The 26,739-nt window shown below is 63.6% G+C and carries 26 protein-coding genes and 1 pseudogene; 9 read left to right on the top strand and 18 right to left on the bottom strand.

All coding sequences use genetic code 11. The features are described 5' to 3' along the window. Together FOS14_RS11160 and FOS14_RS11165 are read right to left on the bottom strand one after the other, a co-directional pair. Complete coding sequence (locus FOS14_RS11160; RefSeq protein WP_143770439.1) at positions 1 to 894, bottom strand: manganese catalase family protein; 894 nt, start codon at positions 892 to 894, stop codon at positions 1 to 3. Positions 895 to 1,000: 106 nt separating this feature from the next. Further along, positions 1,001 to 1,870, bottom strand: coding sequence for a triacylglycerol lipase (locus tag FOS14_RS11165; RefSeq protein WP_143770441.1), 870 nt, complete (start codon positions 1,868 to 1,870; stop codon positions 1,001 to 1,003). Positions 1,871 to 1,921: 51 nt separating this feature from the next. Here FOS14_RS11165 and FOS14_RS11170 point away from each other — a divergent pair, with 51 nt between their 5' ends. Further along, positions 1,922 to 2,521 carry a TetR/AcrR family transcriptional regulator gene (locus FOS14_RS11170; RefSeq protein WP_143770443.1) on the top strand — a complete coding sequence of 200 codons (600 nt, stop codon included), beginning with the start codon at positions 1,922 to 1,924 and terminating at the stop codon, positions 2,519 to 2,521. Between the two features lie 40 nt (positions 2,522 to 2,561). Here FOS14_RS11170 and FOS14_RS11175 read toward each other — a convergent pair whose 3' ends face one another. Then, positions 2,562 to 2,858, bottom strand: a complete 297-nt coding sequence (locus FOS14_RS11175) for a cupin domain-containing protein (RefSeq protein ID WP_255450247.1) — start codon at positions 2,856 to 2,858, stop codon at positions 2,562 to 2,564. Positions 2,859 to 3,216: 358 nt separating this feature from the next. Here FOS14_RS11175 and FOS14_RS25205 point away from each other — a divergent pair, with 358 nt between their 5' ends. Together FOS14_RS25205 and FOS14_RS11185 are read left to right on the top strand one after the other, a co-directional pair. Next, on the top strand, positions 3,217 to 3,507 hold the full coding sequence (locus tag FOS14_RS25205) for a MarR family winged helix-turn-helix transcriptional regulator (RefSeq protein ID WP_255450253.1): 291 nt from the start codon (positions 3,217 to 3,219) through the stop codon (positions 3,505 to 3,507). A 32-nt stretch (positions 3,508 to 3,539) separates the two neighbouring features. Next, positions 3,540 to 4,304, top strand: coding sequence for an alpha/beta fold hydrolase (locus FOS14_RS11185; protein ID WP_143770449.1), 765 nt, complete (start codon positions 3,540 to 3,542; stop codon positions 4,302 to 4,304). Here FOS14_RS11185 and FOS14_RS11190 read toward each other — a convergent pair. The 6 genes from FOS14_RS11190 to FOS14_RS11215 are packed head-to-tail and all read right to left on the bottom strand — an operon-like array spanning position 4,294 to position 11,091. Continuing rightward, positions 4,294 to 5,436, bottom strand: coding sequence for a CaiB/BaiF CoA-transferase family protein (locus tag FOS14_RS11190; RefSeq protein ID WP_143770451.1), 1,143 nt, complete (start codon positions 5,434 to 5,436; stop codon positions 4,294 to 4,296). The two genes, FOS14_RS11185 and FOS14_RS11190, sit on opposite strands and share 11 nt — an antisense overlap. Further along, positions 5,433 to 7,649 carry an acyl-CoA dehydrogenase gene (locus FOS14_RS11195; protein WP_143770452.1) on the bottom strand — a complete coding sequence of 739 codons (2,217 nt, stop codon included), beginning with the start codon at positions 7,647 to 7,649 and terminating at the stop codon, positions 5,433 to 5,435. Before FOS14_RS11195 ends, FOS14_RS11190 begins: the two co-directional genes overlap by 4 nt. 11 nt (positions 7,650 to 7,660) lie before the next feature. Continuing rightward, positions 7,661 to 8,530 (bottom strand): SDR family oxidoreductase, encoded by an 870-nt coding sequence (locus tag FOS14_RS11200; RefSeq protein WP_143770454.1) that lies wholly within the window; start codon positions 8,528 to 8,530, stop codon positions 7,661 to 7,663. 29 nt (positions 8,531 to 8,559) lie between these two features. Continuing rightward, positions 8,560 to 9,429 carry a MaoC/PaaZ C-terminal domain-containing protein gene (locus FOS14_RS11205; protein WP_143770455.1) on the bottom strand — a complete coding sequence of 290 codons (870 nt, stop codon included), beginning with the start codon at positions 9,427 to 9,429 and terminating at the stop codon, positions 8,560 to 8,562. After that, entirely contained in the window at positions 9,429 to 9,860 is a 432-nt protein-coding gene (locus FOS14_RS11210) for an SRPBCC family protein (protein ID WP_143770457.1), read from the bottom strand. Before FOS14_RS11210 ends, FOS14_RS11205 begins: the two co-directional genes overlap by 1 nt. Positions 9,861 to 9,900: 40 nt before the next feature. Continuing rightward, positions 9,901 to 11,091, bottom strand: coding sequence for a lipid-transfer protein (locus FOS14_RS11215; RefSeq protein ID WP_143770459.1), 1,191 nt, complete (start codon positions 11,089 to 11,091; stop codon positions 9,901 to 9,903). 108 nt (positions 11,092 to 11,199) lie between these two features. Between FOS14_RS11215 and FOS14_RS11220 the strand changes: the two genes are divergently transcribed. Next, the gene (locus FOS14_RS11220; protein ID WP_143770461.1) at positions 11,200 to 11,895 is read left to right on the top strand and encodes a TetR/AcrR family transcriptional regulator; all 696 of its coding nucleotides are present in this window, start codon (positions 11,200 to 11,202) and stop codon (positions 11,893 to 11,895) included. A gap of 148 nt (positions 11,896 to 12,043) precedes the next feature. Here FOS14_RS11220 and FOS14_RS11225 read toward each other — a convergent pair whose 3' ends face one another. Then, entirely contained in the window at positions 12,044 to 12,634 is a 591-nt protein-coding gene (locus tag FOS14_RS11225; RefSeq protein ID WP_143770463.1) for a TetR/AcrR family transcriptional regulator, read from the bottom strand. 130 nt (positions 12,635 to 12,764) lie between these two features. Between FOS14_RS11225 and FOS14_RS11230 the strand changes: the two genes are divergently transcribed. The 3 genes from FOS14_RS11230 to FOS14_RS11240 all read left to right on the top strand — a co-directional run bounded on the left by FOS14_RS11230 (position 12,765) and on the right by FOS14_RS11240 (position 15,063). Further along, positions 12,765 to 13,499: a hypothetical protein gene (locus FOS14_RS11230; RefSeq protein WP_143770465.1), complete on the top strand. Its 735-nt coding sequence runs from the start codon at positions 12,765 to 12,767 to the stop codon at positions 13,497 to 13,499. 170 nt (positions 13,500 to 13,669) lie between these two features. Further along, a complete protein-coding gene (locus tag FOS14_RS11235; protein ID WP_143770467.1) occupies positions 13,670 to 14,011 on the top strand; it encodes a hypothetical protein in 342 nt (113 codons plus the stop codon). A gap of 197 nt (positions 14,012 to 14,208) precedes the next feature. Continuing rightward, positions 14,209 to 15,063, top strand: coding sequence for a hypothetical protein (locus tag FOS14_RS11240; RefSeq protein ID WP_143770469.1), 855 nt, complete (start codon positions 14,209 to 14,211; stop codon positions 15,061 to 15,063). A gap of 280 nt (positions 15,064 to 15,343) precedes the next feature. On the opposite strand, the gene FOS14_RS11245 is transcribed toward FOS14_RS11240, so the two are convergent. From FOS14_RS11245 to FOS14_RS11265, 5 genes are all read right to left on the bottom strand, one after another. Continuing rightward, the gene (locus FOS14_RS11245; RefSeq protein ID WP_143770471.1) at positions 15,344 to 15,676 is read right to left on the bottom strand and encodes a hypothetical protein; all 333 of its coding nucleotides are present in this window, start codon (positions 15,674 to 15,676) and stop codon (positions 15,344 to 15,346) included. Between the two features lie 54 nt (positions 15,677 to 15,730). Next, positions 15,731 to 17,830, bottom strand: coding sequence for a hypothetical protein (locus tag FOS14_RS11250; RefSeq protein ID WP_255450249.1), 2,100 nt, complete (start codon positions 17,828 to 17,830; stop codon positions 15,731 to 15,733). Then, entirely contained in the window at positions 17,817 to 18,149 is a 333-nt protein-coding gene (locus FOS14_RS11255; protein ID WP_143770475.1) for a hypothetical protein, read from the bottom strand. The genes FOS14_RS11250 and FOS14_RS11255 overlap by 14 nt, the downstream gene beginning before the upstream one ends. 342 nt (positions 18,150 to 18,491) lie before the next feature. Continuing rightward, entirely contained in the window at positions 18,492 to 20,885 is a 2,394-nt protein-coding gene (locus tag FOS14_RS11260; protein ID WP_221936696.1) for a tyrosine-type recombinase/integrase, read from the bottom strand. Then, the gene (locus FOS14_RS11265) at positions 20,882 to 21,100 is read right to left on the bottom strand and encodes a hypothetical protein (RefSeq protein WP_143770477.1); all 219 of its coding nucleotides are present in this window, start codon (positions 21,098 to 21,100) and stop codon (positions 20,882 to 20,884) included. The genes FOS14_RS11260 and FOS14_RS11265 overlap by 4 nt, the downstream gene beginning before the upstream one ends. A 268-nt stretch (positions 21,101 to 21,368) precedes the next feature. On the opposite strand from FOS14_RS11265, the gene FOS14_RS11270 reads away from it, so the two are divergent. Together FOS14_RS11270 and FOS14_RS11275 are read left to right on the top strand one after the other, a co-directional pair. Then, complete coding sequence (locus FOS14_RS11270; RefSeq protein WP_143770479.1) at positions 21,369 to 22,772, top strand: LGFP repeat-containing protein; 1,404 nt, start codon at positions 21,369 to 21,371, stop codon at positions 22,770 to 22,772. 13 nt (positions 22,773 to 22,785) lie between these two features. Then, on the top strand, positions 22,786 to 23,139 hold the full coding sequence (locus FOS14_RS11275) for a hypothetical protein (RefSeq protein WP_143770481.1): 354 nt from the start codon (positions 22,786 to 22,788) through the stop codon (positions 23,137 to 23,139). Between the two features lie 39 nt (positions 23,140 to 23,178). Here the strand turns inward: FOS14_RS11275 and istB are convergent, their stop codons facing one another. The 3 genes and pseudogenes from istB to FOS14_RS11290 all read right to left on the bottom strand — a co-directional run bounded on the left by istB (position 23,179) and on the right by FOS14_RS11290 (position 26,730). Further along, complete coding sequence (gene istB / locus FOS14_RS11280; protein WP_143770482.1) at positions 23,179 to 23,976, bottom strand: IS21-like element helper ATPase IstB; 798 nt, start codon at positions 23,974 to 23,976, stop codon at positions 23,179 to 23,181. Further along, positions 23,973 to 25,495: pseudogene (gene istA / locus FOS14_RS11285) on the bottom strand (IS21 family transposase). The gene istB and the pseudogene istA overlap by 4 nt, the downstream one beginning before the upstream one ends. A 107-nt stretch (positions 25,496 to 25,602) precedes the next feature. Further along, entirely contained in the window at positions 25,603 to 26,730 is a 1,128-nt protein-coding gene (locus FOS14_RS11290) for a site-specific integrase (protein ID WP_143770484.1), read from the bottom strand. Between the last annotated feature and the right edge of the window lie 9 nt (positions 26,731 to 26,739).

Here is a 26,739-nt window from a genome sequence, read left to right on the forward strand (position 1 = left end):
CTAGGTCGTGGCCGAGTGCTGTTCGTGAGTGAACGGCTTGTCGCTGTCCACACCCGGCTGACCCTGCGGATTACGTTGAGCCCCTTGATTTTCGCGCATTGAGCTGCCCAGCCATTCCTGCGCGGGTGAGTGCACGTAGTTCCACTCCATACCCTGCGGCCACGGTCCCTGGCCCTGGTTCCATGGACCGCGGACGTCACCGTCGCCGTTGGACATATTGAACGCCACGTTCTGGAAACGCTCATCGCCCGCTAGCTGCCCGGGTGGGAAGTTGACCGGCAGTTCGTTCAACGCTGCGGTGAACTGCTGAAAGTGGGCGACTTCGCGGGTCATCAGGAAGGTGAGTGTGTCCTGCACCCCGGGGTCGTCGGTGAACTGCTTTAGGTATTCATAGACGATCTTGGCGCGTGACTCGGCCGCGAGGTTGCTGCGCAGGTCAACCGACGGGTCGCCGTTAGCGTTGACGTAGGCGCCGCTCCACGGAACGCCTTGGGAATTCCCGACATCGGGGCCGCCACCAGTGAGAGCGAAGTGCAACGGGTTTACCGCCACCTGGTGAATGGCCTGCTCGCGCCCGTCCGGGTTGGCGACCGCGGCCATCCAGTCACACCGCTGATTCGCCAGCTTGAGGTCGTCGTTGAGGCCGTCGAGCAGCATCGTGATCATGGAACCGACCATCTCGAGGTGACTGAGTTCCTCGGTGGCGATATCCATGAACAGGTCATACATCTGCGGATTCTTGTGGCGCAGAATGAATGCTTGCGTGAAGTACTGCATCGCCGCCTTCAGTTCACCGTTTGCGCCGCCGAACTGTTCCTGCAACAGCGTCGCGAAGCGGGGATCAGGCTTGTCGACTCGGACCTCGAACTGCAGATCTTTGTTGTGAACGAACATCATCACGTCCTTGATGAAGGGAAAACGGTCAAGTCCCGACCACGTACCCTCCCGCGGTGCGGTCAAACAACGTGCAGCGTTCCGTCCCTCGCCGACTGCTACCGATTCATGGATTGAGCTGCGACACAACCCATTGCGCGGTCTGTGGGCTGGACCGCAGCGAGGAGTGGTCGACGGCTGGGCTATGCGGGAACAGATCCTCGTAAAAGACATTCGTTACGCCGGGCTCGTCGATGAACGAGCAGGTCCCCGGTGGCGTGGCCACAGCGTCGTTCCTTGTCGCCACCACCGCATAGCGGACTCCTGGCTGGGTCAGTTGGCCGTCCATCACCGACCGGTAGACCTCCGATGCGGGCGTCAACTCCAAGGCCGTGCGCATGCTCGGCATCAATGACGAGAGCACCGGTACCAGCCACGGCATAGCCGTTATCGCCTGCACCGGTGTGATCGGCAGCTTCGGAATCCCGTACTGGGCAAGGAATCCCGCGCCATCACAGCCGCGAGCCTCCGGGGCGAGGAATACCGCGTCGTGGACATCGGGCGCTCCGTGGAGCACCTTGAGGAAGTAGTTCGCCGCGAATGTTCCGGCCGAGTGCGCGACGATGTCCACCTTCGCTGCATGCGTGCGGGCCTTGACGTCGGTCACGTACCGGGCGAGTTGCTGCGCCGACTCCACCATGTCCCCGGCCCAGCGCTGCCCATTCACCACACCACCCTGGAACACCAGGGTGCAGGCGCCGGCGTGACGCAGCGCCGTCAGCATCGTCGCCCATTGCTCGCCGGTCTGCGCTGTCGTGCCGTCCGCGCCAGGTAACACGATCACCGGATACGGGCGCGCGTTACTCGGCTGGCAGTCGACCGATTGCTCGATAGCCACCGATCCGTCGGCCGGTAATGCCACGGCGGGCGCAGCGCCGGCGATGAGCGCGCTAGCCACCGCCAATCCGACGCCGAACCTCGCCCACTTCGTCCACATCAATGCGCCACCGCCTTCGATACCATTTAGTATTGGATACCGAAAGGTATCATGCGTAGCGTGACCCGCCAACGCGACGAGACGCGGCGACGCCTGCTCGACGCGGCGTTCACGGTGTTCGCCGCCAAGGGATTTGGGCGCACAAGGATTGACGACATCTGCCGGGCCGCCAATTTCACCAAAGGCGCGTTCTACTCCAACTTCGCTAGCCTCGAAGACCTCTTCTACGCGCTCTACCGCGAGCAGTCCCGCTTCGCCGCCGTGCACACAGTCGACGTTCTGGCCACCGCGGCAGCCGATCCCGACCAGGCCATCCGGCGGTGGGCTGAGCAGCTTCCAATCGATCGCGACTGGCTGCTGATCAATACCGACTTCGTGTTGCACGCGGCCCGGCATCCCGAAGTCGCCGCCCAGTTGGCGCGCGAACGAACCCAATTTCGCCACGAGGTCACCGCGCTGATCGCGGCCTACGTCCGCGAGCATGCGGACCGCCTGCCGCCGACGCTGGCCGAACCCGAAAAATGGGCACGCGCGATCGTCACCGTTTACGACGGTGCGATCCATCAACTTCTACTCGACATGGACGAGTCCACCGTCCGCGAGCACTTCGCCGCAATCGCCTTCGCATTGGCCCGTACCGCGAGTCCATGAGGCGCAGCGCCGTGACTGCTTACGAAGAGTCGCAGGGCGATCAGGCTATCCAGTCCGGAAGGAACTTGTTGCCGACCACGCTTGCGCAGGCTGGGGCGTTGGCATCCGGAGTGTCCGGGACCACCATGCTGCCGGCAGCGGCGCAGACGATGGCTGACATTCCACAATGCGGGTCGGCGAAGATTTGGCGGCGGGTGTCGGCTGGTATGACCATCGTGTCGCCACTGGCGAGGGTCACATCGTCGTCGCCTACATGGATGTGAACGCAGCCGTCCAAAAGAGTCCACACCTGGTCGGTGTCGAAAACGTGGGTAGGACCGACTGCTCCGGGCGTCATGTCTACGCGCCACACTGCATGTTGACTGCCTCCTTGTGTGGGTGAGGCGAGGGTGGTCATGACTGCGTTCGGAGTTTCTGTCCGGCGGGCATCCGCGGCGTGGATAACAGACATTGGTAAGCCTCCCAACGTATTAGACAACAAAGTTGTCTAATATCGTCAACTAGGATGTCTATCTATGTCAATAGAGCGGCCCGGATATGAGTTGCCACTCCTGCTTTTGTTGGGGTTTCGCAACCTGATCGACGGTTTGCACGCGGAGCTGGCTCGATGTGGCCATCCCGATGTCCGGCCGATGTGCGGGTTCGTTTTCCAGGCCATCGGTCACGACGGAACGACCGCTGTCGACCTTGCGCACATGCTCGGCATCTCGAAACAGGCGGCCGGAAAGACGATCGACTCGTTGGAACGGCTTGACTACGTTTTTCGAGAACGTGACAGCAACGATGGTCGCCGGATGCTGGTCCGGTTGACCGACCGTGGGGTGGATTGTCTTGCCGCCTCGGCGCGGATATTCGAGCACTTACGCGGCGAATGGGAGGCCACCCTCGGTGAATCGAATCTGCGCGCGTTGGAAGACGCTTTGCGAATGGTGACCGCAGCAGGCCAGCCTCTGCGACTGGACGTTCCCGGCTGGTTCGCTAACTGAAGCTGGCCCTGCGGAAGCGCTACCGTGACGGCATGACGATCGTCTTCGTACACGGCAATCCCGAATCTGACGCCATCTGGGGTCCGCTGCGATCGGAACTGGGCCGCACCGATACGGTCTGCCTTTCCCCACCCGGCTTCGGTGCTCCACTGCCGGAGGGGTTCGGCGCAACCGTCCTCGAATACTGCGAGTGGCTCATAGGCGAATTGGAGGCAATCGGCGAGCCGGTGGATTTGGTCGGGCACGACTGGGGTGGCGGCCATGTGGTCAATGTGGCGATGCATCGGCCGGACCTGTTGCGCAGCTGGGTCAGTGATGCGGTCGGCGTGTTCGCCCCGGAATACGTATGGCACGACGCCGCACGAATCTGGCAGACACCGGGTGCGGGCGAAGAACTCGTCGACAAGATGATGAAGGCACCGCGGGAGGCGCGGGTCCGGCGCAATGTCGGGCTCGGCATGCCCGTCGACGTGGCTGAGGCGGTCGCCGACGCGCAAGGTGACGAGATGGGCCGCGCCATCCTCGCGCTGTACCGCTCGGCAGCCCAACCGGCTATGGCCGAGCTTGGTAAGGAGCTGGAAAACGCTGCCAGCCGCCCAGGTCTGAACATCGTGGCGACCGAGGACGGCTATGTCGGCGGTGATGGGCGTATCCGTGCCGGTGAACGCGCCGGCGCGCAGATCGCGCGGTTGGAAGGCCTGGGGCATTGGTGGATGCTGCAGGATCCGGCACGGGGTGCGGCCGTACTCGCCGACTTCTTTGCCGCTGCGCCCGGCACATCAAACCTCAGTCGATAGCACCCTCGGCACGCAACTGCGCGATTGCCTCGGTGTCGTAACCGAGCTCGGCGAGGATAGCGTCCGTATCTGCCCCGCTGCTGCTACCGGGTTGTGGCTGCGGCGCCGGAGTGCGGCTGAATCGCGGCGCGGGCGCCGGTTGCCGAATGCCGCCAACATCGACGAACGTGCCGCGAGACTGGTTGTGCGGATGCTCATGTGCTTCCCACGGCGAAAGTACCGGTGACACACAGGCATCCGAGTCGGCGAAGATCTGCGCCCACTCGTCACGCGGTCGGCTGGCGAAGACGTCGGCGATGCGTTTGCGCAGCCCCGGTGCCTGGTCGAGGTCGTACTGGAACGGCAGATCCTCCCCAGCCAAGCCGAGTTTGCTGAGGAACTCGGCGTAAAAATGCGGCTCAACGCAGCCCACGGCGACGTGCCGCCCATCGGCGCAGGTGTAGGTGTCGTAGAACGCCGCGCCACCGTCGAGCATGTTCTCGCCGCGCTCACCCTCCCACAATCCGGCCGCATGCATCCCGTGCACAAACGCGGTGATCAGTGCGGCGCCGTCGACCATCGAGGCGTCGATAACCTGCCCGAGGCCGGATCGTTCGCGTTCGTGCAGCGCGGCGAGCACGCCCATGGCCAGCATCAAACCGCCACCCGCGAAGTCTCCCAACAGGTTCAGCGGCGGCACCGGCCGTTCCCCGGCACGCCCGATGGGATCGAGCGCACCGGCGATGGCGATGTAGTTGATGTCATGACCGGCCCGCGACGCCAGCGGACCATCCTGGCCCCAGCCGGTCATGCGGGCGTAGATCAGCCGGGGGTTCGCCTCTTGACAGTCCTTCGGCCCGATACCGAGCCGCTCGGCCACCCCGGGCCGAAAGCCTTCGACAAAGACGTCGGCGGATTCGGTGAGGTCGAGCACCACGTCGCGGCCGGCCGGCGTCTTGAGATCCACTGCGATGGACCGTCTTCCCCGGTCGAGCACCCCCGACGGCGCCAGCAGGCCCATGCCGCCGTCGCCGCCCCGTTCGACGCGGATCACCTCAGCGCCCAGATCGGCCAGGATCATGCACGCGAACGGGGCCGGAGCGAGGCTGGCGATCTCGACAACTCGCAGGCCCTCCAGCGGACCCGGCATCAGTTGCCCGCCGCCGCGTCGCGGGGGAGACCGAGCATGCGTTCGCCGATCACATTGAGCTGCACTTCAGTGGTGCCGCCGTAGATCGTGGTGGCCCGCCCGGCGATGAGTTGCTCCATCGCCTTGTCGCTGGGCTGACCCGGCACGGCGACGGTGCCGGCGGCGCCGAGCTCGGCGACGACGAACTCCGAAATCGCCTGTCCCAAACCCATACCCAGCAACTTGCCGACGCTCGAGGTAGTGCTCACGTCGATGCCCGAGAGCTGCTTGAGAACCACCCGGGCGCCGATGACGTCCAGCGCTTGGCTTTCCGCGATCAGTTCACCCACACGGGTCCGCGCCCCCGGCGACAGTTCGCGGCCCGTGGCGAACTTCAACAGGTCGGTCTCGGTGGCGTAGGCCTCCATCTTCTGGCTCAGCGCCACCCGCTCGCCGGCGAGCGTGGTGCGTGCGACATGCCAGCCGTCGTTGACCTCACCGACCACGTTCTCGTCCGGGATGAAGACATCGTCGAGGAAGACCTCGTTGAACAGTGCCGAGCCGGTCATCTCGCGCAGCGGCCGGACCGTGATGCCCGGCGATTTCATATCGAGCACAAAGTAGGTGATGCCGTCGTGCTTGGGCTTGGTGGGATCCGTGCGCGCGATGAGCATCGCCCAGTCGGCGAATTGCGCGACCGTGGTCCAGATCTTTTGGCCGGTGATCTTCCAGCCACCGTCGACCTTTTCGGCCTTCGTGGACAACGACGCCAGGTCCGAGCCAGCACCCGGCTCGCTGAACAACTGACACCACACCAGTTCTCCACGCAGCGTCGGGACGGCGAGTTCCTGCTTCTGCCGCTCGCTGCCGTGGGCAACCACAGCCTGCACCGCCCAGGTACCCATCAGCAGTTGCGGCAGCGCGATCCCCGCAGCCTTGATCTCCTGCGCAATCACGATCTGCTCCAAGGGAGAAGCGCTGCGGCCGTACGGCTTGGGCAAGTGCGGCTGTACCCAGCCGCCATCACCGAGCGCGACCAGCTGATCGTCTTCGTCGGTGATTGCCGCGATGGTCGCCAGCTCGGCGCGGACCTGTGCGCGAATCGTCTCCGCTTCGGCGGGCAACTCCAGTTCGAGCGGGCGCCGCACGCCAGACAGGGCCTGATCGGCAACCCGATTGGCCGCCGCCTCGTGACCACCGAGCACGCCGCGAATGGCAAGTGCGCGACGGTAATACAGGTGTGCATCGTGTTCCCAGGTGAATCCGATGCCGCCATGCACCTGAATGCAGTCCTGGGCGACCTTGACCGCAGCGTCCGGAACGATGACCGCGGCGATGTCGGCCGCGAAATCTGCGGTCGCATCACCGTTGTCGAGGGCGGCTGCTGCGTCCCACAACACGGCACGCGCCTGTTCCAGCGCGATGCCCATGTGCGCGCACTTGTGCTTGACGCCCTGGAACTGCCCGATCGGCCGGCCGAACTGCACTCGCGTCTTGGCGTATTCGGCCGCGGTGGACACACACCACGACATCACGCCGAGCGCCTCTGCACCGAGGACGACGGTGGCGATCGAACGCACGCGCTGCTCGCTGAGGCCATCGAGCACGCGGTCACCGCCCACCTCGATTCCCACGGCCTCGACCCGTGCGGAGCCACGCAACACGTCGATGCTGTCCTGCGCAGTAATCGTCAGATCGGCACGATCGATTGCGGCCCAGCGAATGTCATTACCGATACGGATCGGCACGATAATCAGGTCGGCGTGCTGCGCGCCGATCACCGCGTCGGTAGCGCCGCTGATCTGATAGCGGCCCTCGGCCCCCACGGCATTCAGCGGTTCACCGAGTCCGACCGCGCCCGTGCTCGAACCGTCGATCAGGCCGGGCAGCGCCTCGATCCCGACCTTCGAATCGGCAGCCGCGAGCAATGCGGACGCCAGCGCAGTGGGCACGAACGGTCCCGGCGCCACCGACCGGCCGAGCGCCTCGAGGGCGACGGCCAGCGTGAGCAATCCGGCGCCGTGACCGCCCCGCGCCTCCGGCACATGCAAGCCCAGCAAGTCCTGGCCCGCCAACGCATCCCAGAACTGCGGGAACTTCTCCTGCTTCGGCGCGTCGACCGCTTCCCGCACCACCTCGTGCGTGATATTGCGCTCGGCGAAGGCGCGGACCGAGTCAGCAAGCAGGGTGTGCTCTTCGCTGATACCCAAGCCGAGTTCATATGCATTGCGTGCCATGAGTTTTTCTCCTAGCCGAGCTTGGTGGCGATGTCGTCGATGGTCCAGGGTCCGTCGGATTCGATGGTCGAAACGTCGTGCCAACCGGCCAGTTCCGAGATGCCGCCGCCCTGCACCGCGAAGACCTTCCCGGTCAGTGGGCAGTTGGCGCTGGCCAGGTAGGCGACCAGCGGCGAGATGTTGGCGGGACTGAATGCATCGAATTCGCCCTCGGGCACCTCGGCCGCGAAGAGGGCACCCATCCCGGGGGTGGCGAGGGTCAGGCGGGTGCGGGCGATCGGGGCGATCGCATTGACCCGCACGCCGTAGCGGTCGAGTTCCTCCGCCGCGACCAAGGTCAGCGCGGCGATACCCGCCTTGGCCGCACCGTAATTGGCCTGACCCGCATTCGGCATGAACGTGCCCGACGCCGAGGCGGTGTTGATCACCGAGGCAGCCACCGGCACACCGGCTTTGGACTGCTGCTTCCAATAGGCCGCCGCATGGCGCAGGGTGGCCGCATGTCCCTTCAAGTGGACGGCGATCACCGCGTCCCACTGGCTCTCGTCCATCCCGGCAATGAAGGAATCGCGCAGAATTCCAGCGTTGTTCACCAGCACATGCAGATCGCCGAATTCGCTGATGGCCTGGTTGATCAGCGCCGCGGCGCCATCCCAGCTGGCCACGTTGTCGGTGTTGGCCACCGCCTTGCCGCCGGCCGCGAGGATTTCTTCGACCACCTGCTGGGCCGGGCCGGCGTCGGCGCCGGTGCCGTCGTTCGCGCCGCCGAGGTCGTTGACGACGACGCTGGCGCCCTCCTTGGCGAACAACAGCGCGTGTTCACGACCGATGCCGCGTCCGGCGCCGGTGATGACGGCTACCCGGCCATCCAAAGTTCCCATTGTTGCTTTGTCTCCTGAATATTGGTGGATCAGCTGTTGGCGATGACTGCCAGGCCGTCTTTGATGACGAGCTCGTCGCCGACGGTGGTTTCGTAGGCGTATGCCTTCGCACCGTCTACCGCGGCACCGGCAGACCAAAAACGGGTCTCGATATCTTGTTCGGGCAGAACCGGTTTGGCGAAGCGCACGGCGAGCCGCCGCAACCGCTCCACGCGACCGCCGGCGAGTTCTGTCAAGGCGGCCCACGACGTGAAAGCCATTGTGCACAGCCCGTGGTTGATGATTCCGGGCAGCCCCGACATCCGTGCGATCTCGTCGTCGAGGTGAATGGGCATCGGGTCACCCGACGCGGGGGAGTAGCGGAAGGTCTGGTCGGCATCGATGTGTGCCTTCACCACCGCCGCCGGATTCTGCTGGCGCAGCGCCTCGTCGAACCGATGCTCGGGCGCATGCTCACCCTGGCCCGGCCCGGCATCGACCTTGCGGAAAAACGCCGTCAACCACTGCTCATTGACGAGTTCTCCGGCGTCGGTGCGGGTTTCGGCATAGACGACCACCGTGGAGCCGTTGTCGCGGCCGACGTAGCCGACCGGCTTGGCCCGGGCTACCAGCGTGTCGCCCGGATAGATTGGGCGGTGGAAGTGGAAGTCCTGTTCGCCGTGAACGAGTTTCATCAACAACTCCACGGGCGCGACCGACAGCGCGGCGGGCGCCATCGACATGAACACCGGAACCACCGCGAACACCGGCGGGGCGATCTCGCCGCGACGGTGCCGCTCGATCGGATCGTTGGTCGCTTCCGCGTACTGCGCGATCCGCTCGGCGGTGACCTCGAATCGTTCCTCGTCGGTCCATTCACCGAGGCCGGTCGCGTCGAATTCGACTGTGGGAGCGGTCATCAGGCGACGAGTTCGGCAAACTTGGCCAGCGACGATTCGAGGTCGGCCTGCGCGTTCTTTGCCACTGCCTTGCCGATCGGTCCGACGATCATGGCGCCGGTGAAGCTGGCCTCGATGCTCGCCTTCGAACCGTCGTTTTCCGGTTCCACCGCCAGGGCAAGTTCGACGACCACGCCGGCCATGCCGGTGCCGGACATCTTCATCCGGTGCGGGATGTCGAGTTCGTCGATGGTCCACTCGATCTTGTTCGCCATGCCCATGACCGAGACGACCTCGGTGAACTGGGTGCCGACCTTGATCTCGGTGGGGATTTCGCTCTTCCATTTCTGGTGAATGGACAGCCACTCCTCCCAGCGGGCGGCGTCGGCGAGGGTGTCCCAGGTCTTCTGGGGCTCGGAGGGAAGCGAGACGGAAACGGTTACGGATGCCATGGGTTTTCTCCTTCTATTTCGATGCTTGCGGTGGGGGATATCAGCGTTCGGCCGGACGGTAGGCGGTGACGACCACCGCGCCGCCGAGGCCGATGTTGTGTTGCAGCGCAATCTGTGCGCCATCGACCTGGCGCTGGTCGGCGGTGCCGCGCAACTGCCAGGTGAGTTCGCTGGCCTGGGCCAACCCGGTCGCACCGAGCGGGTGTCCCTTCGAGATCAGCCCGCCCGACGGGTTGACCACCCAGCGTCCGCCGTAGGTGGTGTCGTCGTTGTCGACCAGCTTGCCGCCGTCGCCTTCCGGACACAGTCCGAGCGCCTCGTAGGTGAGCAGTTCGTTGGTGGAGAAGCAGTCGTGCAGTTCGATCACGTCGACGTCTTCCGGCGAGATTCCCGACTGCTCATACACTTTCGCTGCCGCCTTGCGAGTCATGTCGGCGCCGACGAGGGTGATTGCGCTCTTATCGTCGAACGTGCTGTTCATGTCGGTGACCATCGCCTGGCCGACGATCTCGACGGCTTGGGAGGCCAGGCCATGCTTGTCGACGAACGCCTCACTGGCCAGGATCACCGCGCCCGAACCGTCGGAGGTGGGCGAGCACTGCAGCTTGGTGAGCGGACCGTAGATGGGCTTGGACGCGAGCACCTCGTCGAGGATGTACTCGTCCTGGAACTGCGCGTACGGGTTGTTGCGGGAGTGCCGGTGGTTCTTGACGCCGATCTTGGCGAATTGCTCGGGGGTGGTGCCGTAGCGCTCCATGTGCTCTTTGCCCGCGGCCCCGAACATGTACGGTGCCGGCGGCATGGCGAATTCCTGGAGTTCGGCCAGTGCCAGCAGGTGCCGCATCATCGGCTGCTCGCGGTCGTCGAACGTCGAACCGAGCGAGCCCTTCTGCATCTTCTCGAAGCCCAAGGCCAGCGTGCAGTCGGCAAGTCCGCCGCGAATTGCCTGTGCGGCAAGGTAAAGCGCGGTCGAGCCGGTGGAGCAGTTGTTGTTGACATTGACCACCGGAATGCCGGTCATGCCTAGTTCGTACACGGCGCGCTGGCCGGAGGTCGACTCCCCGTACACATAGCCGACGTAGGCCTGTTCCACCTTGGGGTAATCGATGCCGGCGTCGGTGAGAGCGTTGGTGCCCGCTTCCCGCGCCATGTCCGGGTAGTCCCACTCCCGCGCTCCCGGCTTCTCGAACTTCGTCATGCCGACGCCGACGACGAACACCCTGTTACCCATGCTGGCTACTCCCTGCGACACGCTCGCGGACTATCTGAGACACGATGACGCGGATAAGTTATCCAGACACGGTGTCCAAGTCAATAGGTTCGCCGTAACATGTCAGGAATGTCGAACACCGCGCCGCGGGGCGGCTCGCAGGTGCTCGACGGCCGGATGAGCCGTTGGGATGCCCACAACGCCGAGCGCCGAGAGCAGATACTCGAGGCCGCGATAGCCGCCATCAACGACGGCGACGACGCGATCGGCGTGAAAGAGATTGCGGTTCGCGCCGGCGTTCCGCGGTCGGTCGTCTACCGCATCTTTGCCGACCGTGACGACCTCGACGAACAACTGCGTGCGCGCATCGTCGAACGGCTGATGGTTCGGCTGGCTCCCACGTTGACACCGGAAGGCGCTGTGCGGGAATCCATTGCGCGGGCGGTGCGCACCTATCTGGATTGGGTGGTCGAGTACCCGAAGCTGCATCAGTTCCTCGGACGAGGTTCGCGCAGCAGGCCGAACCCGGCCTCGCGGGTCGTCACCGGCACCCGCACGGCAATCGCCGTTCAGTTGACCGGGCTGCTGGACGCCGTACTCGAAAAGCACTCCGCACCAACGACGCTCGCAGAACCGCTCGCATTCGGCACTATCGGACTCGTAAACGCGACGGTCAACCGATGGCTCGGCAACCGCAACTCCGTCGTCACTGCCGACCAGCTCGCTGACTTTCTCACCGAATCGGTGTGGGGGCTCATCGAACTGCACGCCCGTGCGTTAGGGGTCGAGTTGACTCCGGCCACGACGATCGCCGAGCTGAGCTGACGCGTAGTTGCTTTGCCGGGAGGTGCCGCCGCGCAACTCAGCCGACAAAACTTGCTCTGACAGACGGGATCCCGTCTGTCAGAGCAACTTTCGTTGGCGCAATTGCGCAGGGCGAACCGCATGGCGCCAGTTTCGACCAGGGCCGGCGTCAGGCGAACGCCCGGATCGTCCGACGCGCAATCTCGGCGATGTACTCGGGATCCACTGCGTCCGTGGTGAATAAGGTGCGCAGGTAGATCGGGCTGGCCGCCATTTCCAGTAGTGCGCGTGGGTCGGTGCCCGACGGGACTTCACCTCTGGTGACTGCTCTTTCGACGATCGCGCCACTGTGGTGGAAGCGTTCCTGCCAGAACCTGGACTGGGCGCCCCGGATGTCGTCGCTGTCTTCGGCACCGGTGAGGGTGCCGTAAAGGACGGCGCGCACTGCACGGTTGCGCAGGGCGCTGGCGATATCGCTGAGCAACCGCTCTAGATCGCCCTGCAGTGACCCGGTATCCGGTGTCGCGACATTGATCTCGGTGAACGTGGCGAGCAGGTCGGCGACGAGCGCGGCCTTGGTGGGCCAGCGTCGGTAGACGGTGGTCTTGTTGACGTGGGCGCGCTTGGCCACGTCGGACAACTGCAGGTTCTCGTAGCCGATCTCCGCGAGCAATTCCAGCGTCGCCGCGTGGGCGGCTGCGACGACGCGTGCCGAGCGTCCGCCAGGGCGGGGTCGAGGCGTTACGTCGGAATCGGTCACAGATTCAGTTTGTCAGGACCCTTGACCGTGGGCGCGGCAAGGGCGTATAAAAGCAACTACAGATGCTTTAATGAGTGGTTCCACCACCACCTCACCTGCGTGCGAACCCAATCGAACTGAGGACATATTCGTGTCGAACGAGAACTTGGCCATCGCTGCCGTGATCAATGGTCGCGCGGTGTCGCGCGACGAGGTGTTCGCGTGGGAGGCCAAGCGTATTCCCAAGGCTGCCCGCAAAATTGGTCTCGCTGTCCCTAGGGGTGATCTTGCCCGGCACAAGGCCGCGTTCACCGACAGCAAGCTCGCGCTGGGCGCCGACGAGATCCGTCGCCGGCTGTCCCGCGACATTCGCGTTTCCGACGTCGTTGCCCGCGCGACGACGCGGCTGTCATTCGGGCGCCGCGCTACGAGCGTGTGCGACCTGCATGTCACCGGCGGGAGCGCCAAGGAGTTCGTCGACTGGTTCACCGACACCGGGCGAGACGACTACGCCCGCAGCATGATAGCCGCGCATCCCGACCACTTTCTCATCGACACCGCCCCGGACGGACGACAGGAAGTAATCGAGACCACGGGCGGTAGCCCGCTGGCCACAAGGTTCTTCGTCGACTACGACGACACTTCGCCGCTGGTGACGCCGCGCGATACGGCGTTTCCCATCGATGCCGCTGGTGTGGCCCGCGCCGACGGTGGTTTGGCCATTGGTGGCGTTCGCCACGAATTCCGTGATGAGCCAAATGGTTTCCATGCCCGCCTGTGCGTCGAGTTCCCGCTGCTGACCGCACCGAACATGATCGCCGCGCACCGTTGGCACCTGGCCTGCGAGTTCAGTAACTGGATCGAGGCGGCGTTCGCCGAGCAGTGACAGCCGTCGGTCAGGCCTCGGCCAAGCGGTGAAAAGCCACCAAAGAGAACGATATTGGGCAATCCGACGATATTGCGCAATTGCCGCGGGCTCGCCGATTGCCCTGCCCGCCGCCGATGCGCCGAGGTAATCTCGGCCGTCCAAGATCAACACTCGCCGACGGGGGACCGATGATTCGTACCGCTACTGCCGCCACGCTGATCGCAGCGTCCGTCGCGATGGGCGGCGCGGGGATAGCCGAAGCTGCGACGCCAGTGGACAACCCGCTCGGTCCTGCACCAGGTTTCCTGGCTGGGACCGCGGCCGGCGCTACCGGCGGTGCGGCCGTGGGTGCCGGCATCGGTACCGCCGTTGGCATCGTGGGCGGGTGCATCGTCGGCGGCGTGATTCTGCCGGTTATCGGGTGCGTGCCTGGAGCTATCGCCGGAGGTGTCGGCGGGGGAATCAGTGGTGCGTCCCTCGGCGGAATCGTCGGCGGTGGGACGGGAGCAGCGATCGGCTACGGCCGCTGAGCCACCCGAGGTCGTTCATCGGCAGTCCCCCCGTTGGTTGCTGTGCGCCGCAGTACCCACATCCCAGCGGTCAAACCGCACCCTCAAATTTTTTTTCCGCGCTATGCCGCTCCCCGAACCTTTGCCTTCTTCACCGGACTAAGCAGGCGACATGGAAACAACTACCAAGATCAACTACGGAGGCCTAGGCTTTGAGTATGTCCGATTCGTCTGAACGTCTGACGACGTTGGCTCGGTCCGCTGCAGCGTTACTGAACGAAACCGGGATGGCGTGGGGTGAATCGGTGGCCACAGGTAACCAATTGACTTTGGAAGGTGCGCTGATTCAGGCCGCGACATCGCTCGGCGACGCGTTCGTCGTTGAGCGCGAGTTCTTTCGTCGTGCGGCGTTGGATACGGCTGAACTCGGGACGCGTGTTCTTCCGGATGCTTTCGTACCCGGCGCTGAACGGGCATATGTCGACTACTTGGCCGGACTCGATATCACCGATGACCATCTGCTCGACCATTTTGGCCCGAAATGGCAGCGCGTACTTGAACTCAACGTTGAAATCACATCGATCCCATTCATCGATTTGTCCAAGCAGGCCCGCCCATTCGCCCCGGTGAAAACCGTCGCGAGAAATACCGCGTGGGCCGCATTGCGCGACCATGCCCAGGCAATCGGCGTTTATAAACTGTGGCTTGATGCTCAAGAACTCGCATCAGTGTATGCCCAGCGATTCCTCAGTGACCCGAAACGTCCGCATCTCTCTGACAATTTGGCCGAAGAAAGTGCTGGCTGGTCATCAGCAGAAACAATTGCTCGAGACGCCCTCGCCTCGGTCTCGCTCCCGGACGCCGTACCCGAACTCGCTGGCGAGCTCGAGCGCCTGCTGGCACCGTGGCTGGCCATTCGTAGTCTCGCAGGCGATGACCTTACTAGGGCCGCAGAAGCACATCACCGCAATTCGGAACTCGCGAGCGGGCCGGCCCCCGACGACTACATACCCGAGATCGATGATTACGACCTGAGTCTCGAAGACCCGGTCATAGACGATGACCTGCCCTGAATCGAAAAGACAGACCGCTAAATCAAACGTCCGTCAGCGATCTCGGACGGCGGATTTGTATCTACTCGTCTCAGAGCCATATCACCATGGACGACCATCATTCGGAACTCGGCCGGTTGATTAGTCCCCAATGATCCTTCCGGGGAAAATATGCCGAGAATTGTCTATTAACTGTCCCGACAGGTGTTCTCCGCCAGCAATTCGCGGCCTGCCATCGGCTGTTAGGCGAGCGAATCTAGCGAGAAGCCCAGCGTTCACCCACATCACGTTGCGGCGGTGATTAGCGTGGTGGATTCTGCGACCCGCTGTTTGGTGAGGGCTCGATTCCGCCATGTGTAACGGGTCCGGATCCGGGCATTGGTCCGAATTCTGGGACGATGCCGCTCTGAGAATCGTGCCGGAAGTCTTCGGGATTTTGTGGTGTGCCATCTTCGATGGTCGGCTCTTCCACGCTCGGGTCGTAGTCCTCGGAAGGCTTGGGGACTGGTTGTTGTGTCATCGACTTTTCGTCCTTAACCGGCGTGTTCACGTCGTCGTGGTGGGTGCAGCCTGCGACGAGGAAGACCGCGATGGCAGATGCGGCCGTCCAGTTGACGAGTGAAGCGGTCTTCATTTGCAGTCTCTTTTGAATTCCGTTAGGCAGTGTGCCTAAAGTTTACCGTTTCGATCATGGGGGCGGGGGAAGCGCTCCTCCGGTTGCGGCCACATAAAACGCGTCGCCTCCGATGACCCGGCCGAATCCGTAAAATCTACCGAGGTAACTGCCGGCAAGACTGTTCTGACCAGCATCGATCATGCAGACGCTGTACCCGGTCGATGCCGTGCTGGTCCCCAGGTCTGGAACGTGGCAATTGGGGTTGAAGGTCCGCCCTGGGCCACCGCTGGCTGCGCCCTCTTTTGTGGATGCGAACGGATATTCGTCGCAGCTACGTCCGGAGACTTGCCTGGGACCGGAAATGCTCGCGGTGCGAGGACATGCCGTCAGCCTGTTGTTGTTTCTCGCGCCGACATCAGATTCGCGGTGAAGGGGACGCGAGAGACTCGCTCCAGGGAGTCCGGATCCTGTGGCGGACTGGATATGTCCCACCGCCTGCGGGAAACGCCCACCGTCGCTATTGCCTCGATAATCTAGGCCGGGAACGAATTTCGGCAGCACACAGCCTTGCACATATCCCTGCCGGTTCTTCATCGTCTTGTCGCACCGCAGGTCACCGTCGATGGTCACATACTCGTAAGGCGACGGGATGAATGGCGCGATATTGCTGAAGTCAAAGCGCAGTTCGGTAGTACGGTAATCAACCGCCCCATCGTCGAGTAGTTGCTCGTTCCAAGTAACCGTGATGGCCATGGTCGTGTTCGGCGATACGGTGGAACCCGACGTGAACCCGCTAACCGAATAGCGTGACTGGTCCGCGGAGCCTTCATAACTGAGCTGATAATTGAGCTTCGGCACGCCGATCTCTTGATACGGCGCCCCGAACTCGAAGCGGTATTCCTGGATGATCTTTCCGCTCCTGTGCGAGGTCAGGACACCTGTCCGCAGATTGAAAGGCAGTTTTCCAACGACCTCCACTGCTTGGGTTACAGGATCTTTACGTCGCACGGTCATGGCGAATGTCGAAAGCGAGCACGCCTGCTTTCTGTTGCCGCGGAGGCGACCATCGTTGGGAATGGTGAAGCACTCGCTGGGCAGGGCGTAGGTGGGCGGATCTGAGCTGGCCAGGTTCGGGTCCTCTGGGTCCACACATGACTGGTTAACACAGGGATCAGACCTCTTGACCACGTTCCCAACAAGTTCCGGTGCCCGAGAAGTGTCCTTGCCGACGTTCGCATCCGCGGCAAAATCGGCGGGCGACGTTGGGGATCCGTCGTCGACAGTCGGGTTGATATCACCATCATCGACGATCGCCGCCGACGGATTGGTTGGCCAACCCAATACGGCGAACTCGAAGTTCTGGCGAACTTCGATCCCGCCCGCCGATGTTTGGTCTGCGATGGGGTATCCGTAACTCCCGCGTTCGTATCCTGACGCTGCCCACCGGTCTAAAATGCCGCCGGAGACAGGATGTGCACCTGTCCACGGTGCCCAGTAGATAACTCCGTGTTCGAAGCGGTTCATACGGCCTTGACCGTCGGGCAGCTTGATCTCGTCACTCATCGGGTAGCCGAGAAACCCTTGCTCCCAGCCGGTTTGACCCCATTTGTCGCGGATCGACCCGGTGACGTAGTAGGCCTCGTTGAGCTTCCAGTAGATGGTGCCACCTTGAAAGACCTGGCGACGCCCGATTGGTGCCACCGGATCTGGGTTGACGATTTCGTCGGTCGTCGGGTAGCCGAGAACACCGGCTTCCCAGCCGTTGCGCTGCCAGCACGCGAAGAAGTGGTTGACCACCGGGTGCGCGCCGCTGGACGCCGACCAGTAAATGGGCCCGTTTTGAAATGTATTTCTCCGCCCAAACCCATCGGGGTTGACCAGCTCATTGCTGGTCGGCCACAGCAGAAAACTGTTCGGTCCGCCGAGCGAGTTGTACTTGTCCTTGATCGCTCCGCACACCTCATATGGCGAGGGCCAGTACACCTGGCATCCGGGCGCAACCATCGGCGACATCATCCCGCTCTGCGGTTGCAGCGCAGCTTCCATGGTTTCGGCCTTGTCGGCGTCAGCCTTGCTGAACCCGCCGGGCACCTTCTCGCGATCCGAGCGCATCTGTCCCGGAACGACTTTCGACTTCGGGTTCTGTGTGGGTGCCCATTTACCACCCGGCACCCCGACTGGATTCGAGGTAGTCGGTGCCGGCATGGCGGTCGTCGGCGAAGGCTCGGTCGTCGTCGATTTCGTCGCAGGCCCGTTTCGTCGAGGTACGGACGGCGGCGGCGTCGACGGGGTTGTGCCGATCGGAGCGGATGGTGTCGTCGAGCTGGATGTGGAATTCGAAGGAGTACTCGCCGGGCTCGGCGCTGTCGTGGTTGTAGTGACCGGCGTCGTCGGGGTCGAAGTGCTCGGTGAATCCGATTCTGGAGCGGCGTAGGCGACTGCCCCGTATCCGCTGGCGATGCCACCGACGAGGGCGGCAATGGCTATCCATCGAGCGGTTCGACGATGTCGCGGCAATCGGAAATTAGCTGTGATCATGATCCCCCGAACCCCCGTAGGCGGTCGTTGCTTAGCAAAGCTCTCTAAAGCCGTTCTTTGCCTATCTTTTGCGAACGCAACGGAACATTACAACCGCATCAGCTATCACTTTGGTAACAGAGGTGTCGGCGTGAAGACTTGACCTTTTGACCAAGGAGAGCGTTTTACAGTGCATGAACCCGCTCGAAGTCACACGCTTCGACCCTTCGAAGTCCACCCCACCTCGAGACCGGTGTGGCCAACCGGTCTCGACAAACTCAGTCGGCGTCGGTGCCCATGAGAAGCAGCTTGGTGCTTACGGACGTGTCGTTGGGAGCCCGAGCGGGGTCAGTCGCCGGCGTTCGGCGCGGTCAAGCGCGGCCAGCTTTGCGGCGGCGGCGTCGAGGCTTATTTGGAGGCCTTGAATTTCGCCGAACCAGCCGTTGGCTCGGGCTTCGTCGATGCGGTCGCGGAGGTTCTGGATGATCGCGCCAAGCCTGGGTCGGGCGCGGGGGTCCACCCGCAACATTGGGCACCGGATGCATGCATGCTCATGATTACAGGGGGTGGCGTAGGGGCGCCCGCAGGCGCCGAGTTCGAGCTTGCGGGTCTGGAAATGCTGCTGGAACTCAGCCCATTCGGCGTCGGTGGGTTCGCGGTATTCCTCGGCTGGGCGCACGGCTCGACGCTTGTCGAGGAAGGCACGGTAGGAGCGGATGAGGTCGTCGTCGAACACCGCGGTATAGCCCTGGGTTGTGACGAGGCGGTGGTGACCGAGGATCTTAGCGGCGATGTGGATCGGCAGCCCGCCGGTAACCATCTCGGTGGCGAACATCCGCCGGAAGTCATGCGCGGTGGCCGTGATGGATTCACCGGCGGCATCGCGGATGCCGGCTCGCCCCCAGGCTTGGGCGAGCAGCTTGTTGACCATTCCGGCGTTGATGACCCACGAGCGGTAGTCGCGAGTGCGTTGGAACAGGTGCGGCAGTGGTGGTCCCCATACCCGTTCGTGCGCGTCATGGCGGGGCACGAGTGAGATCGCGCCGCCGCCGATGGCGCGTAACCGGCTCACGACGCTGGCGAGGACGCCAGCGAGTTCGGGGGTGACGACAAGCAACCTTTCTTCGTTGGTCTTGGAAGGCACAATCTGGAGCAAGGGGATGACCTCGCCGGTATCGGGCAGTCGGTGGCTCACCAGGGCGAGTTGGGTGAGTTCGAGCAGCTCCTCGACGCGGACGCCAGTGTGTCGAAGCGTCTCGATGATCGCCCACGCCCAGAACGCTTCGTCCTCGAGATAGGTGACGTCGACTCGCTCACCGGAGGTGACAACTTCAACGGTGACCGGGTTCTCTGCTGTCCTGCGGACCGGGCCAATTTCTTCGGTGCCGTAGGGAAGTCGCCGGTAGCGGACGCCGTCGTGCAGAAAGATCTCGTCGGGTTCAGCGGACTGTCCGGCGGCCAACAGCTCGGTCTGTTGATGCAGGTGGTCTTCTGCTGAGTCGACCAAGCGCATCAGATGCGGCAGGCGGTCGCGGACACGCTGATGCATCCGTGCCGTCACCCGCCGCTTGTTCTTCATGTAGCCCGCGGTGTCGCTGCGCCGCACCGGGCAGGGCACCGCCCACGGAGCCCACGTCGGATCCTCGAGCGCCCAGGCTGCAATGTCGAGGTAGAACGCTCGAATCGACACGAAGTTGTTCAACGCCGACAGCCTCTCGCGCACGGTGCCGTCGCGGTGCACGACCGCGCTTGCCCGCTGCCGCCAGGCTTCCGCGACGTCCTCGGACAGGTGCAGTGAGTCGATGCCAGGGTTGTGGGCTTCGAGATCGGCCCAGAACGCGGCGAGGATATGCGCCTGGTTGGACAGCGTGCTGTAGTCCAGTGCAGGGCGACGTTTTTCCATGTAGCGCACGATCACGTCGCGAACGGGCTGGCAGTGCAGGTTGTGTGAGTCGACGATTTCTGCGGTCGAGAGCTGTCCGCGGAGCCGCATCGTGTGGAACGGTGCATCCGGAATCTGTGAGATGCCCCGCGCGAGGTCCCAGCCGATGCTGATGCCGCCTCGGGTTTGCCCGCCGGGCCGGCCGGTCGCGTGGCGCAGGTTCATGAAGTCGTCGAAGGTCAGTGCATCGAGGTCACGTCCGCTGTGCAGCACAAGCGTCGTGAGGGTGTTGATCGCCTGGACTCGCTGGAACTTTCGAAGCTCCAACTCGCGGGCTTTCTGCTCGACTTGCGCGAACAAATCCGATCGGAAGGTGGCGCGGGCCTTGGTGTAGAGGTTCTTCGATTGCAGGGTCCGCAGAAACCGGTGGCTGGGCAGGATGAACCGCACCAGCATGAGACATAAGAGTGCGTCGAGGAAGACTACGCGTTTCCTCTCCAACGATCGATGATCGTCTACGCTGATTTTGCCGATCCAATCTGTGGTGTCCTTCGGGTTCGCGGCCTCCCAGCGTTGCTGCCAACCGTCGCCGGGTTGGGCGGCCAGCCAGTCGAGGATCCTGCGAGCGGCAGTCATGACGGGACGTTGCTGACGCGGTGATCGATCGGCCATCTCGGGTGACGTCAGCAGTGTGGTTAGAACCTGCTCGGCGGACATGAGATCGAGGGGACCGCCGACGCCGCCACGTGCACCCCAGATGGTGCGCTGTTCCTCGGTGGCGTGCCAGATCGCCGCCCGCTTGACCGGGGTCGGTGTCGGCGCCCTCATTGCTCTCGACCGCCAAGCAGGACAGCGAGGTGAGCAGGGTCGTAGCTTGTTGTCGGTGGCTCGGCTGGTGTCGTCGTCCGTCGCTGGTCGAGATGCGCGACCACGCGCCTGGCGACCTCGGTGTCCTCCTCGAACAGGTACACCGAGGCGGTCGTATCGATGTCGGCGTGACCGAGGATGTCAACGGCCAAATTGTTGTCCCCGTTTGTGGCCAAGCAGAAGTCCCCGGGCGATGCCCGGCTTGACTTGTGGGCGTCCGCAGTAGGCCGACGGCTAGATCGTTGGATTGTCGAAAGCAGGAAGTTCCGGTATGAGATCGGACCGTCAGCGACGCCTCGCAGTGGCCTGACGCGGCACCTCACCAGGGACGTTTGCGACCAAGATCGCTTCCGTATACGTTCGAAACGCGTGATCGAATTCGGTTTTTCGTTGTGATGAGCCGACCCCCATTCGGGCTCCAAGCCCTGAGAAGGAGATCAGCAAGTGGTATGCCAGACATTTCCGCCGGCGCCGTTTCAGGTTTGTGGCGCGATCCTCGACAAATACAATTCACTGGGAGGACCCGGCAGCTTCCTGCTGTTTCCCAAAAGCAATGAGCTCGTGAATCCCGATGGGTTTGGACGACGGTCAGAATTTCTCGGCGGCAACATTTACTGGTCGGCCGCGACTGGCGCTCACCCTGTGGCGCACGACTTCTTGACGAAATGGGGAGACTACGGATACGAGGCTGGATTTCTCGGTTATCCCACGTCAGACGAGATCGTGCTGAATTCAGGTCGTCGACAAGAGTTCCGGGGTGCCTCGATTTACTGGTCGCCGCTTACCGGTGCGCATAATATCCAAGGGGCCATCAGGCAGAAGTGGACCGATCTAGGTGCAGATAGAAGTGCGCTCGGGTATCCCACGTCAGACGAGATTGTCACACCGGATGGCGTCGGCCGATGCAACCGGTTCCAAGCTGGGATGATCTACTGGTCGCCGTCTTCAGGAGCCCATGCGGTGGCTGGTCGGATCCTCGAGGTGTGGTCGCAGGATGGTTATGAGAGAAGCTCCTACGGCTACCCGACTTCCGATGCTGTCGCCGTCGACGGCGATCCTGGTGGATCAATCCAACAATTTCAGCACGGTTCGATCTACGTCAACGGGGATTACCTGCGCGGACTTCTCGTTCCCGCGGAGAGCTTCAAAAGTTATGACACTGCACTGCATCCGTTGTACTGCAAAGACCCATTGCACTCGCCTCCTACTTGTCCTGTGGATCTGAGCAACTACGACACAATGCCAGACCCTGAAGGGAAACTGTCGCTCGCCAATATCGCCGAAGCCAAACTGGTGGGAGAATACTTCGATCACCAAAACGAGCCTCACTCAAAGGACCTGTGGGACCACTACTATGAAAACACAGGCACCGATTACATTCTCGACCCACAACTCGTTGATTGTTGGGCAGCCGAAACATCGAACAATTACCAAGCTCCGAAACCTGCGGCTCCAGCGGCAGTCATCGCGGCGAACAAGGAAGATGTGATCGCCCATGCGATTGATCACGCAGATACGGCGGGACAAGCAGCAAAAGTCCTCGTGAGCACCGACTGGGAGCTTGTCGCTTGCGCCGACCATGACGCGGTGCACTCGCTGGGGCGGTTCCGTTTGTGCTCTACCACCGCCGCGATAGCGCAACCAGGTCCGCCCGGCGGCCACCAGATCGAACTACGGCAACGCTCGCACGTCTATGACGTCTACGACTATGCCTACGGTGATGACACCGGCGGGTTCCCCGCGCAGCAAGGTTCCAACGTCGGGGCAGAAGGGTGTGAGCTAGGCGTTGCGAAGCCATTCCTGATCTGGGGCGATGGCGTCGAGCACTCGTGGACCGGCCTCCGATAAGAGGGGCCCGGGCGTGGCGACAAGCCAAAGCAATGGCGCCGAGCGGAAGCAGCAGTGGGCCGCAGGGTGGGGCGTTCTGCTGGGGTTTGTGGTCGGGGCGTTCATCTATCTCCCCGTCACATTGTTTGCAGAGTCGCATCTTCACGTCCCGATACCCGACCCTGGTGAACCGATCGCCGACGTAGACCGCTCGTACTGGATCCTATGGGGCGTTTCCATTTTCGGGCTTGCACTTCCTGGCCTTCTGGCGAGCATCGTTCCCCGTACCCGCAAGGCGGCAATCGGGTATCTCATCACCGTTCTCGTCGTCGGGGGGCTCTTGGCTGCCTGGGTGATCGGTTTCAACCTCGGTCCACCCGCGTGGTGACCATTAGGTAGACCGAATTCGGCCCAACGCTCTGGATCATCATCTGCGGCTTTGTCCGAGTTGGGATTCGCGGATCCGAAATGACTCTCCGGAGGTTATGACGATGGCCGCATGATGGAGTAGGCGGTCGAGAATGCTTGCGGCGGTGGTGTGTTCGGGCAGGAACCGGCCCCACTGGTCGAAGGCCCAATGGGATGCCACCGCGAGTGAGCGGCGTTCGTAGGCGGCGGCAACGAACCGGAACAGCAGCTGGGTGCCGGTGTCGTCGAGCGGGGCGAAGGCGATCTCGTCGCAGATGAGCAGGTCGTTGCGCAGCAGCGTGTCGATGACCTTGCCGACGGTGTTGTCGGCCAACCCGCGATAGCGGCTGTCGACCAGGTCGGCGGTGGTGAAGTAGCCCACCCTGTATCCCGCGTGCACCGCCGCGACCCCCAACCCGATCAAGGTATGACTCTTACCCGTGCCCGGCGGGCCGATCAGCGCCAGATTCGATTGCGTGCGAACCCATTCCAGGGTGGCGAGGTGATCGAAGGTTGCCCGCGCAATGGAGGAAGCGGCGACATCGAAGGTGTCGAGGGTTTTGAGCACCGGAAACGCCGCGGCCTTGAGCCGGCGGGCAGTGTTGGCGGCGTCACGGGCGGCGATTTCGGCCTCGACCAGGGTGCGCAACACCTCCTCGGGCGACCAGCGCTGCGCTTTGGCGGTCAACAGCACCTCGGCGGCGCTGGCGCGGATGGTGGCCAGCTTCAAACGCCGCAACCCCGAGTCCAAGTCGGCCGGCAGCTGCGCAACACCGTGCGGGGCAACGCCAGTGGGGTTTTGTTGGGTGCTGGTCATGACGCCGCGGTCTCCTCATCGTCAGTACTGGCCGGGAGTTTGTAGGCATCCAGCGGGCGCGTCGGTGCTATGGGCAGATCCACCACCAGCGCCTCACCGGCCGGGCGGGGCTGCGGGTCCCAGCACCCGCGGCCAGAGTCGAGCGCACATCGACTGCACGGAACCGCCGGAACGCCACCGCGCGGCGCAGCGCGGCCCGCAACGCCTCCTCCCCATGGGCGACCGCCAAGCCCAGCAGCACGTCAAGATCCGCAGACAGGCGGGTGTTGCCGGCCGCGGCCGAACCGATCAAAAAAGCCTCGGCATCCGCACCGAGCGCGCAGAACCGTTGCTCGCTCACGGTTTTCGGTCTCGGACCCCGGTTCGGGGTGGCCGGGCGAGCCTTGTCGTAGTGGGCGTCGAGCACGCTGGCGGTGCCGGGCGCGGCCAGCGCATGCTCGGCAACGACCTCACCGGTACTGGGTTCGACCACCAGTAGCTTTCCGGCGTCGATGACCACGTGCACGGTGGCGCCGATCAACCGGGTCGGCACCGAATAGCGCGCCGAGCCGTAGCGTACGCACGAGAGTTTGTCGACCTTGCGGGTGACCGGGGCGGGACCGAACTGTGCCCGCAGCGACGGCAACGGTGACAGCACTTGACGTTCGGCCTGCAATCGTTGCTGGGGCACCGCGCAAATCTCCGAATGCAGCTGCGCGTTGACCTCCGCACACCACTTGCGCGCGGCCACGTTCGCAGCATGCACATCGACCGGTTTGCCCTCGTCGGCGTCGGTCAGCAACGGTATCAGCAGGTCTTGCTGGGCATACCCGCAGAGGTTTTCCACGATGCCTTTCGATTCCGGATCCGAGGCGTTGCAGAAATCGGGCTTGAACCCGTAATGCGTTGCAAAGCGCACGTATTGGGGTGTGGGGACGACCACGTTGGCGACCACACCGCCCTTGAGGCAGCCCATCCGATCGGCCAGCACGTTGGCGGGCACGCCACCGATTTCGGCCAGGGCTTCGGCGATCAACGCCAGCGTGGTGGTGGCACGTTCATCACCAGCGAAACGCACGAACCGCCAACGTGAGAACGCCAGCACCGCGCAGAACAGGTGCAGCCCGGCCCCGGCGTCGACCCAGTCGATCACCAGATACTCACCCGGCGCCCACACGCCGGGTCGGCGGCCACGGTGATGATCGGTGCGCCACAACGCTTTCTGCTCGGCCACCAGGCGGCGGAAGTTGCGCGCCGAACCCGTGTAACCGGCCGCGCGCGCTTTCGGCAGCAACCGTTTCGCCGAGATCCGGCCCTTGGACTTCGCGACCCGCTCGGCGACCAGATCGGCGACCGCGTCGTAATTGTGGCCCCGCCGCGCCCGGGAGCGTGGTCGCTGCCCATTCTGGTCGGCGTCGAACCGCTCGATCACCCGCCGGACCGTCTTGTGCGTGGTGCCGCACAACTCGGCCGCACCCCGATAGGTGCCGACCTCGCGATAGGCGGAAATGATGTCCATCCGTTCCAACTTTGACTTCAATGGGTCTCCTGGGTGGTGACGGGGATATGGCTAGCACCAATCACCGTCACCACCCAGGCCCTCACGCCCGGGTAGCAACACGCGTCAAAACAAACCGGTGGGGACTTTCAGACGGCCACCAACGGGGACCTCACCTGGCCACCGTTGGGGACCACGAACCGGCCACCAGTGGAGACTTTTCCATGGCCACGGACACCGAGGATCACCTGTACGTCACGCAAGGTCAGGTTCGGATCGCGAGACATTCGCAACGCCGCAGTGTGCCGTAGATCGTGCATCGACCAGTTGGTGCCGAGGGTGCTGTTGACACGCCGAAACACTGCGCGCAGCGCATCGTAAGTCAGTGACTGCTCGGCGAGTCCCGCGCCGCGGTCGCGGCGGCGGATCGTGCGCCAGATCGGCTCGTTCGGCCCGACCGGATCTGCTTGGGCCAGATAGAGCCGCAGCCATACGAACGCCTCGGCGCTGGCCGGCAGCCACTGTTCGGCTCGGCGGCCCTTGCGGATCACGCGAATGAGTTGATCGCCCCAGTCGATGTCGATCCCGCGCAGGCCGAGCAGTTCGCTCGCGCGGGCCCCGTTGCTCAGCGTAAGAGCCAGCAGTGCCCGGTCCCGATGCGAGCGCAGCGCGGCGAAGACATCACGCCATTGCTCATCCGAGAGCGTTCGGGGCCGGCGCTTCGGAATTGGTGGGTTGTATCGCATCCTGCCCTCGCGCAGGAATGGATCCATCGGGTTATGGTGCGCGTTCGGGCGAGCCCGCATCACACGCTGCACCGGGTTGACCACGGGCCCTTCACCGAGTTCGGCCCAGTATTCATAGAACTCGCGCAACACCGCTAGCGCGTGCCGGACCGTCCGCGGCTGATAGCGGTCGTTCAGGTAAGCCTTGCGGGTAATCGGGTTGACGGTGCCCGCCGTGGCGGCCGATGTCGTCCGCGCAACCGCGCCCGGCTTGGTCGCTGCTGCAAGCCAGAGCGAGTAATCGCGAACGGCGGCCGAGGTGGCGCGCTCCCATGGCACGTCGAGCAATCGCAGCCAACGCCACCACCGCAGTAAGTCGTAGGCGTAGCTGCGTACGCTGCTCGGGCGGTTGCCGCGGGCCGCAAACTCAACGAGATAGCGGCGGATAGGTTCGACCACCTCGCCAGCCTCGTCCACGACGAGCCACGGTGTTGGCCCGTCGCATTCGGCCACCGAGCCCCACTTCGGCAGCCGTGGTGTCGATCCGTCCATCGGTCACCC

Source organism: Skermania sp. ID1734 (assembly GCF_007489285.1).
In the GTDB taxonomy this organism is placed as follows: domain Bacteria; phylum Actinomycetota; class Actinomycetes; order Mycobacteriales; family Mycobacteriaceae; genus ID1734.

Coding starts and splice junctions, on each gene's coding strand:
- FOS14_RS11215 (WP_143770459.1), bottom strand. CDS start 11,091: ATGGGTAACAGGGTGTTCGTCGTCGGCGTCGGCATGACGAAGTTCGAG.
- FOS14_RS11175 (WP_255450247.1), bottom strand. CDS start 2,858: ATGACGCCCGGAGCAGTCGGTCCTACCCACGTTTTCGACACCGACCAG.
- FOS14_RS11195 (WP_143770452.1), bottom strand. CDS start 7,649: ATGGCACGCAATGCATATGAACTCGGCTTGGGTATCAGCGAAGAGCAC.
- FOS14_RS11165 (WP_143770441.1), bottom strand. CDS start 1,870: ATGTGGACGAAGTGGGCGAGGTTCGGCGTCGGATTGGCGGTGGCTAGC.
- istB (WP_143770482.1), bottom strand. CDS start 23,976: ATGACCAGCACCCAACAAAACCCCACTGGCGTTGCCCCGCACGGTGTT.
- FOS14_RS11235 (WP_143770467.1), top strand. CDS start 13,670: ATGATTCGTACCGCTACTGCCGCCACGCTGATCGCAGCGTCCGTCGCG.
- FOS14_RS25205 (WP_255450253.1), top strand. CDS start 3,217: ATGCTCGGCATCTCGAAACAGGCGGCCGGAAAGACGATCGACTCGTTG.
- FOS14_RS11200 (WP_143770454.1), bottom strand. CDS start 8,530: ATGGGAACTTTGGATGGCCGGGTAGCCGTCATCACCGGCGCCGGACGC.
- FOS14_RS11220 (WP_143770461.1), top strand. CDS start 11,200: ATGTCGAACACCGCGCCGCGGGGCGGCTCGCAGGTGCTCGACGGCCGG.
- FOS14_RS11290 (WP_143770484.1), bottom strand. CDS start 26,730: ATGGACGGATCGACACCACGGCTGCCGAAGTGGGGCTCGGTGGCCGAA.
- FOS14_RS11240 (WP_143770469.1), top strand. CDS start 14,209: ATGTCCGATTCGTCTGAACGTCTGACGACGTTGGCTCGGTCCGCTGCA.
- FOS14_RS11260 (WP_221936696.1), bottom strand. CDS start 20,885: ATGAGGGCGCCGACACCGACCCCGGTCAAGCGGGCGGCGATCTGGCAC.
- FOS14_RS11255 (WP_143770475.1), bottom strand. CDS start 18,149: ATGGATAGCCATTGCCGCCCTCGTCGGTGGCATCGCCAGCGGATACGG.
- FOS14_RS11210 (WP_143770457.1), bottom strand. CDS start 9,860: ATGGCATCCGTAACCGTTTCCGTCTCGCTTCCCTCCGAGCCCCAGAAG.
- FOS14_RS11205 (WP_143770455.1), bottom strand. CDS start 9,429: ATGACCGCTCCCACAGTCGAATTCGACGCGACCGGCCTCGGTGAATGG.
- FOS14_RS11160 (WP_143770439.1), bottom strand. CDS start 894: ATGTTCGTTCACAACAAAGATCTGCAGTTCGAGGTCCGAGTCGACAAG.
- FOS14_RS11245 (WP_143770471.1), bottom strand. CDS start 15,676: ATGAAGACCGCTTCACTCGTCAACTGGACGGCCGCATCTGCCATCGCG.
- FOS14_RS11185 (WP_143770449.1), top strand. CDS start 3,540: ATGACGATCGTCTTCGTACACGGCAATCCCGAATCTGACGCCATCTGG.
- FOS14_RS11170 (WP_143770443.1), top strand. CDS start 1,922: ATGCGTAGCGTGACCCGCCAACGCGACGAGACGCGGCGACGCCTGCTC.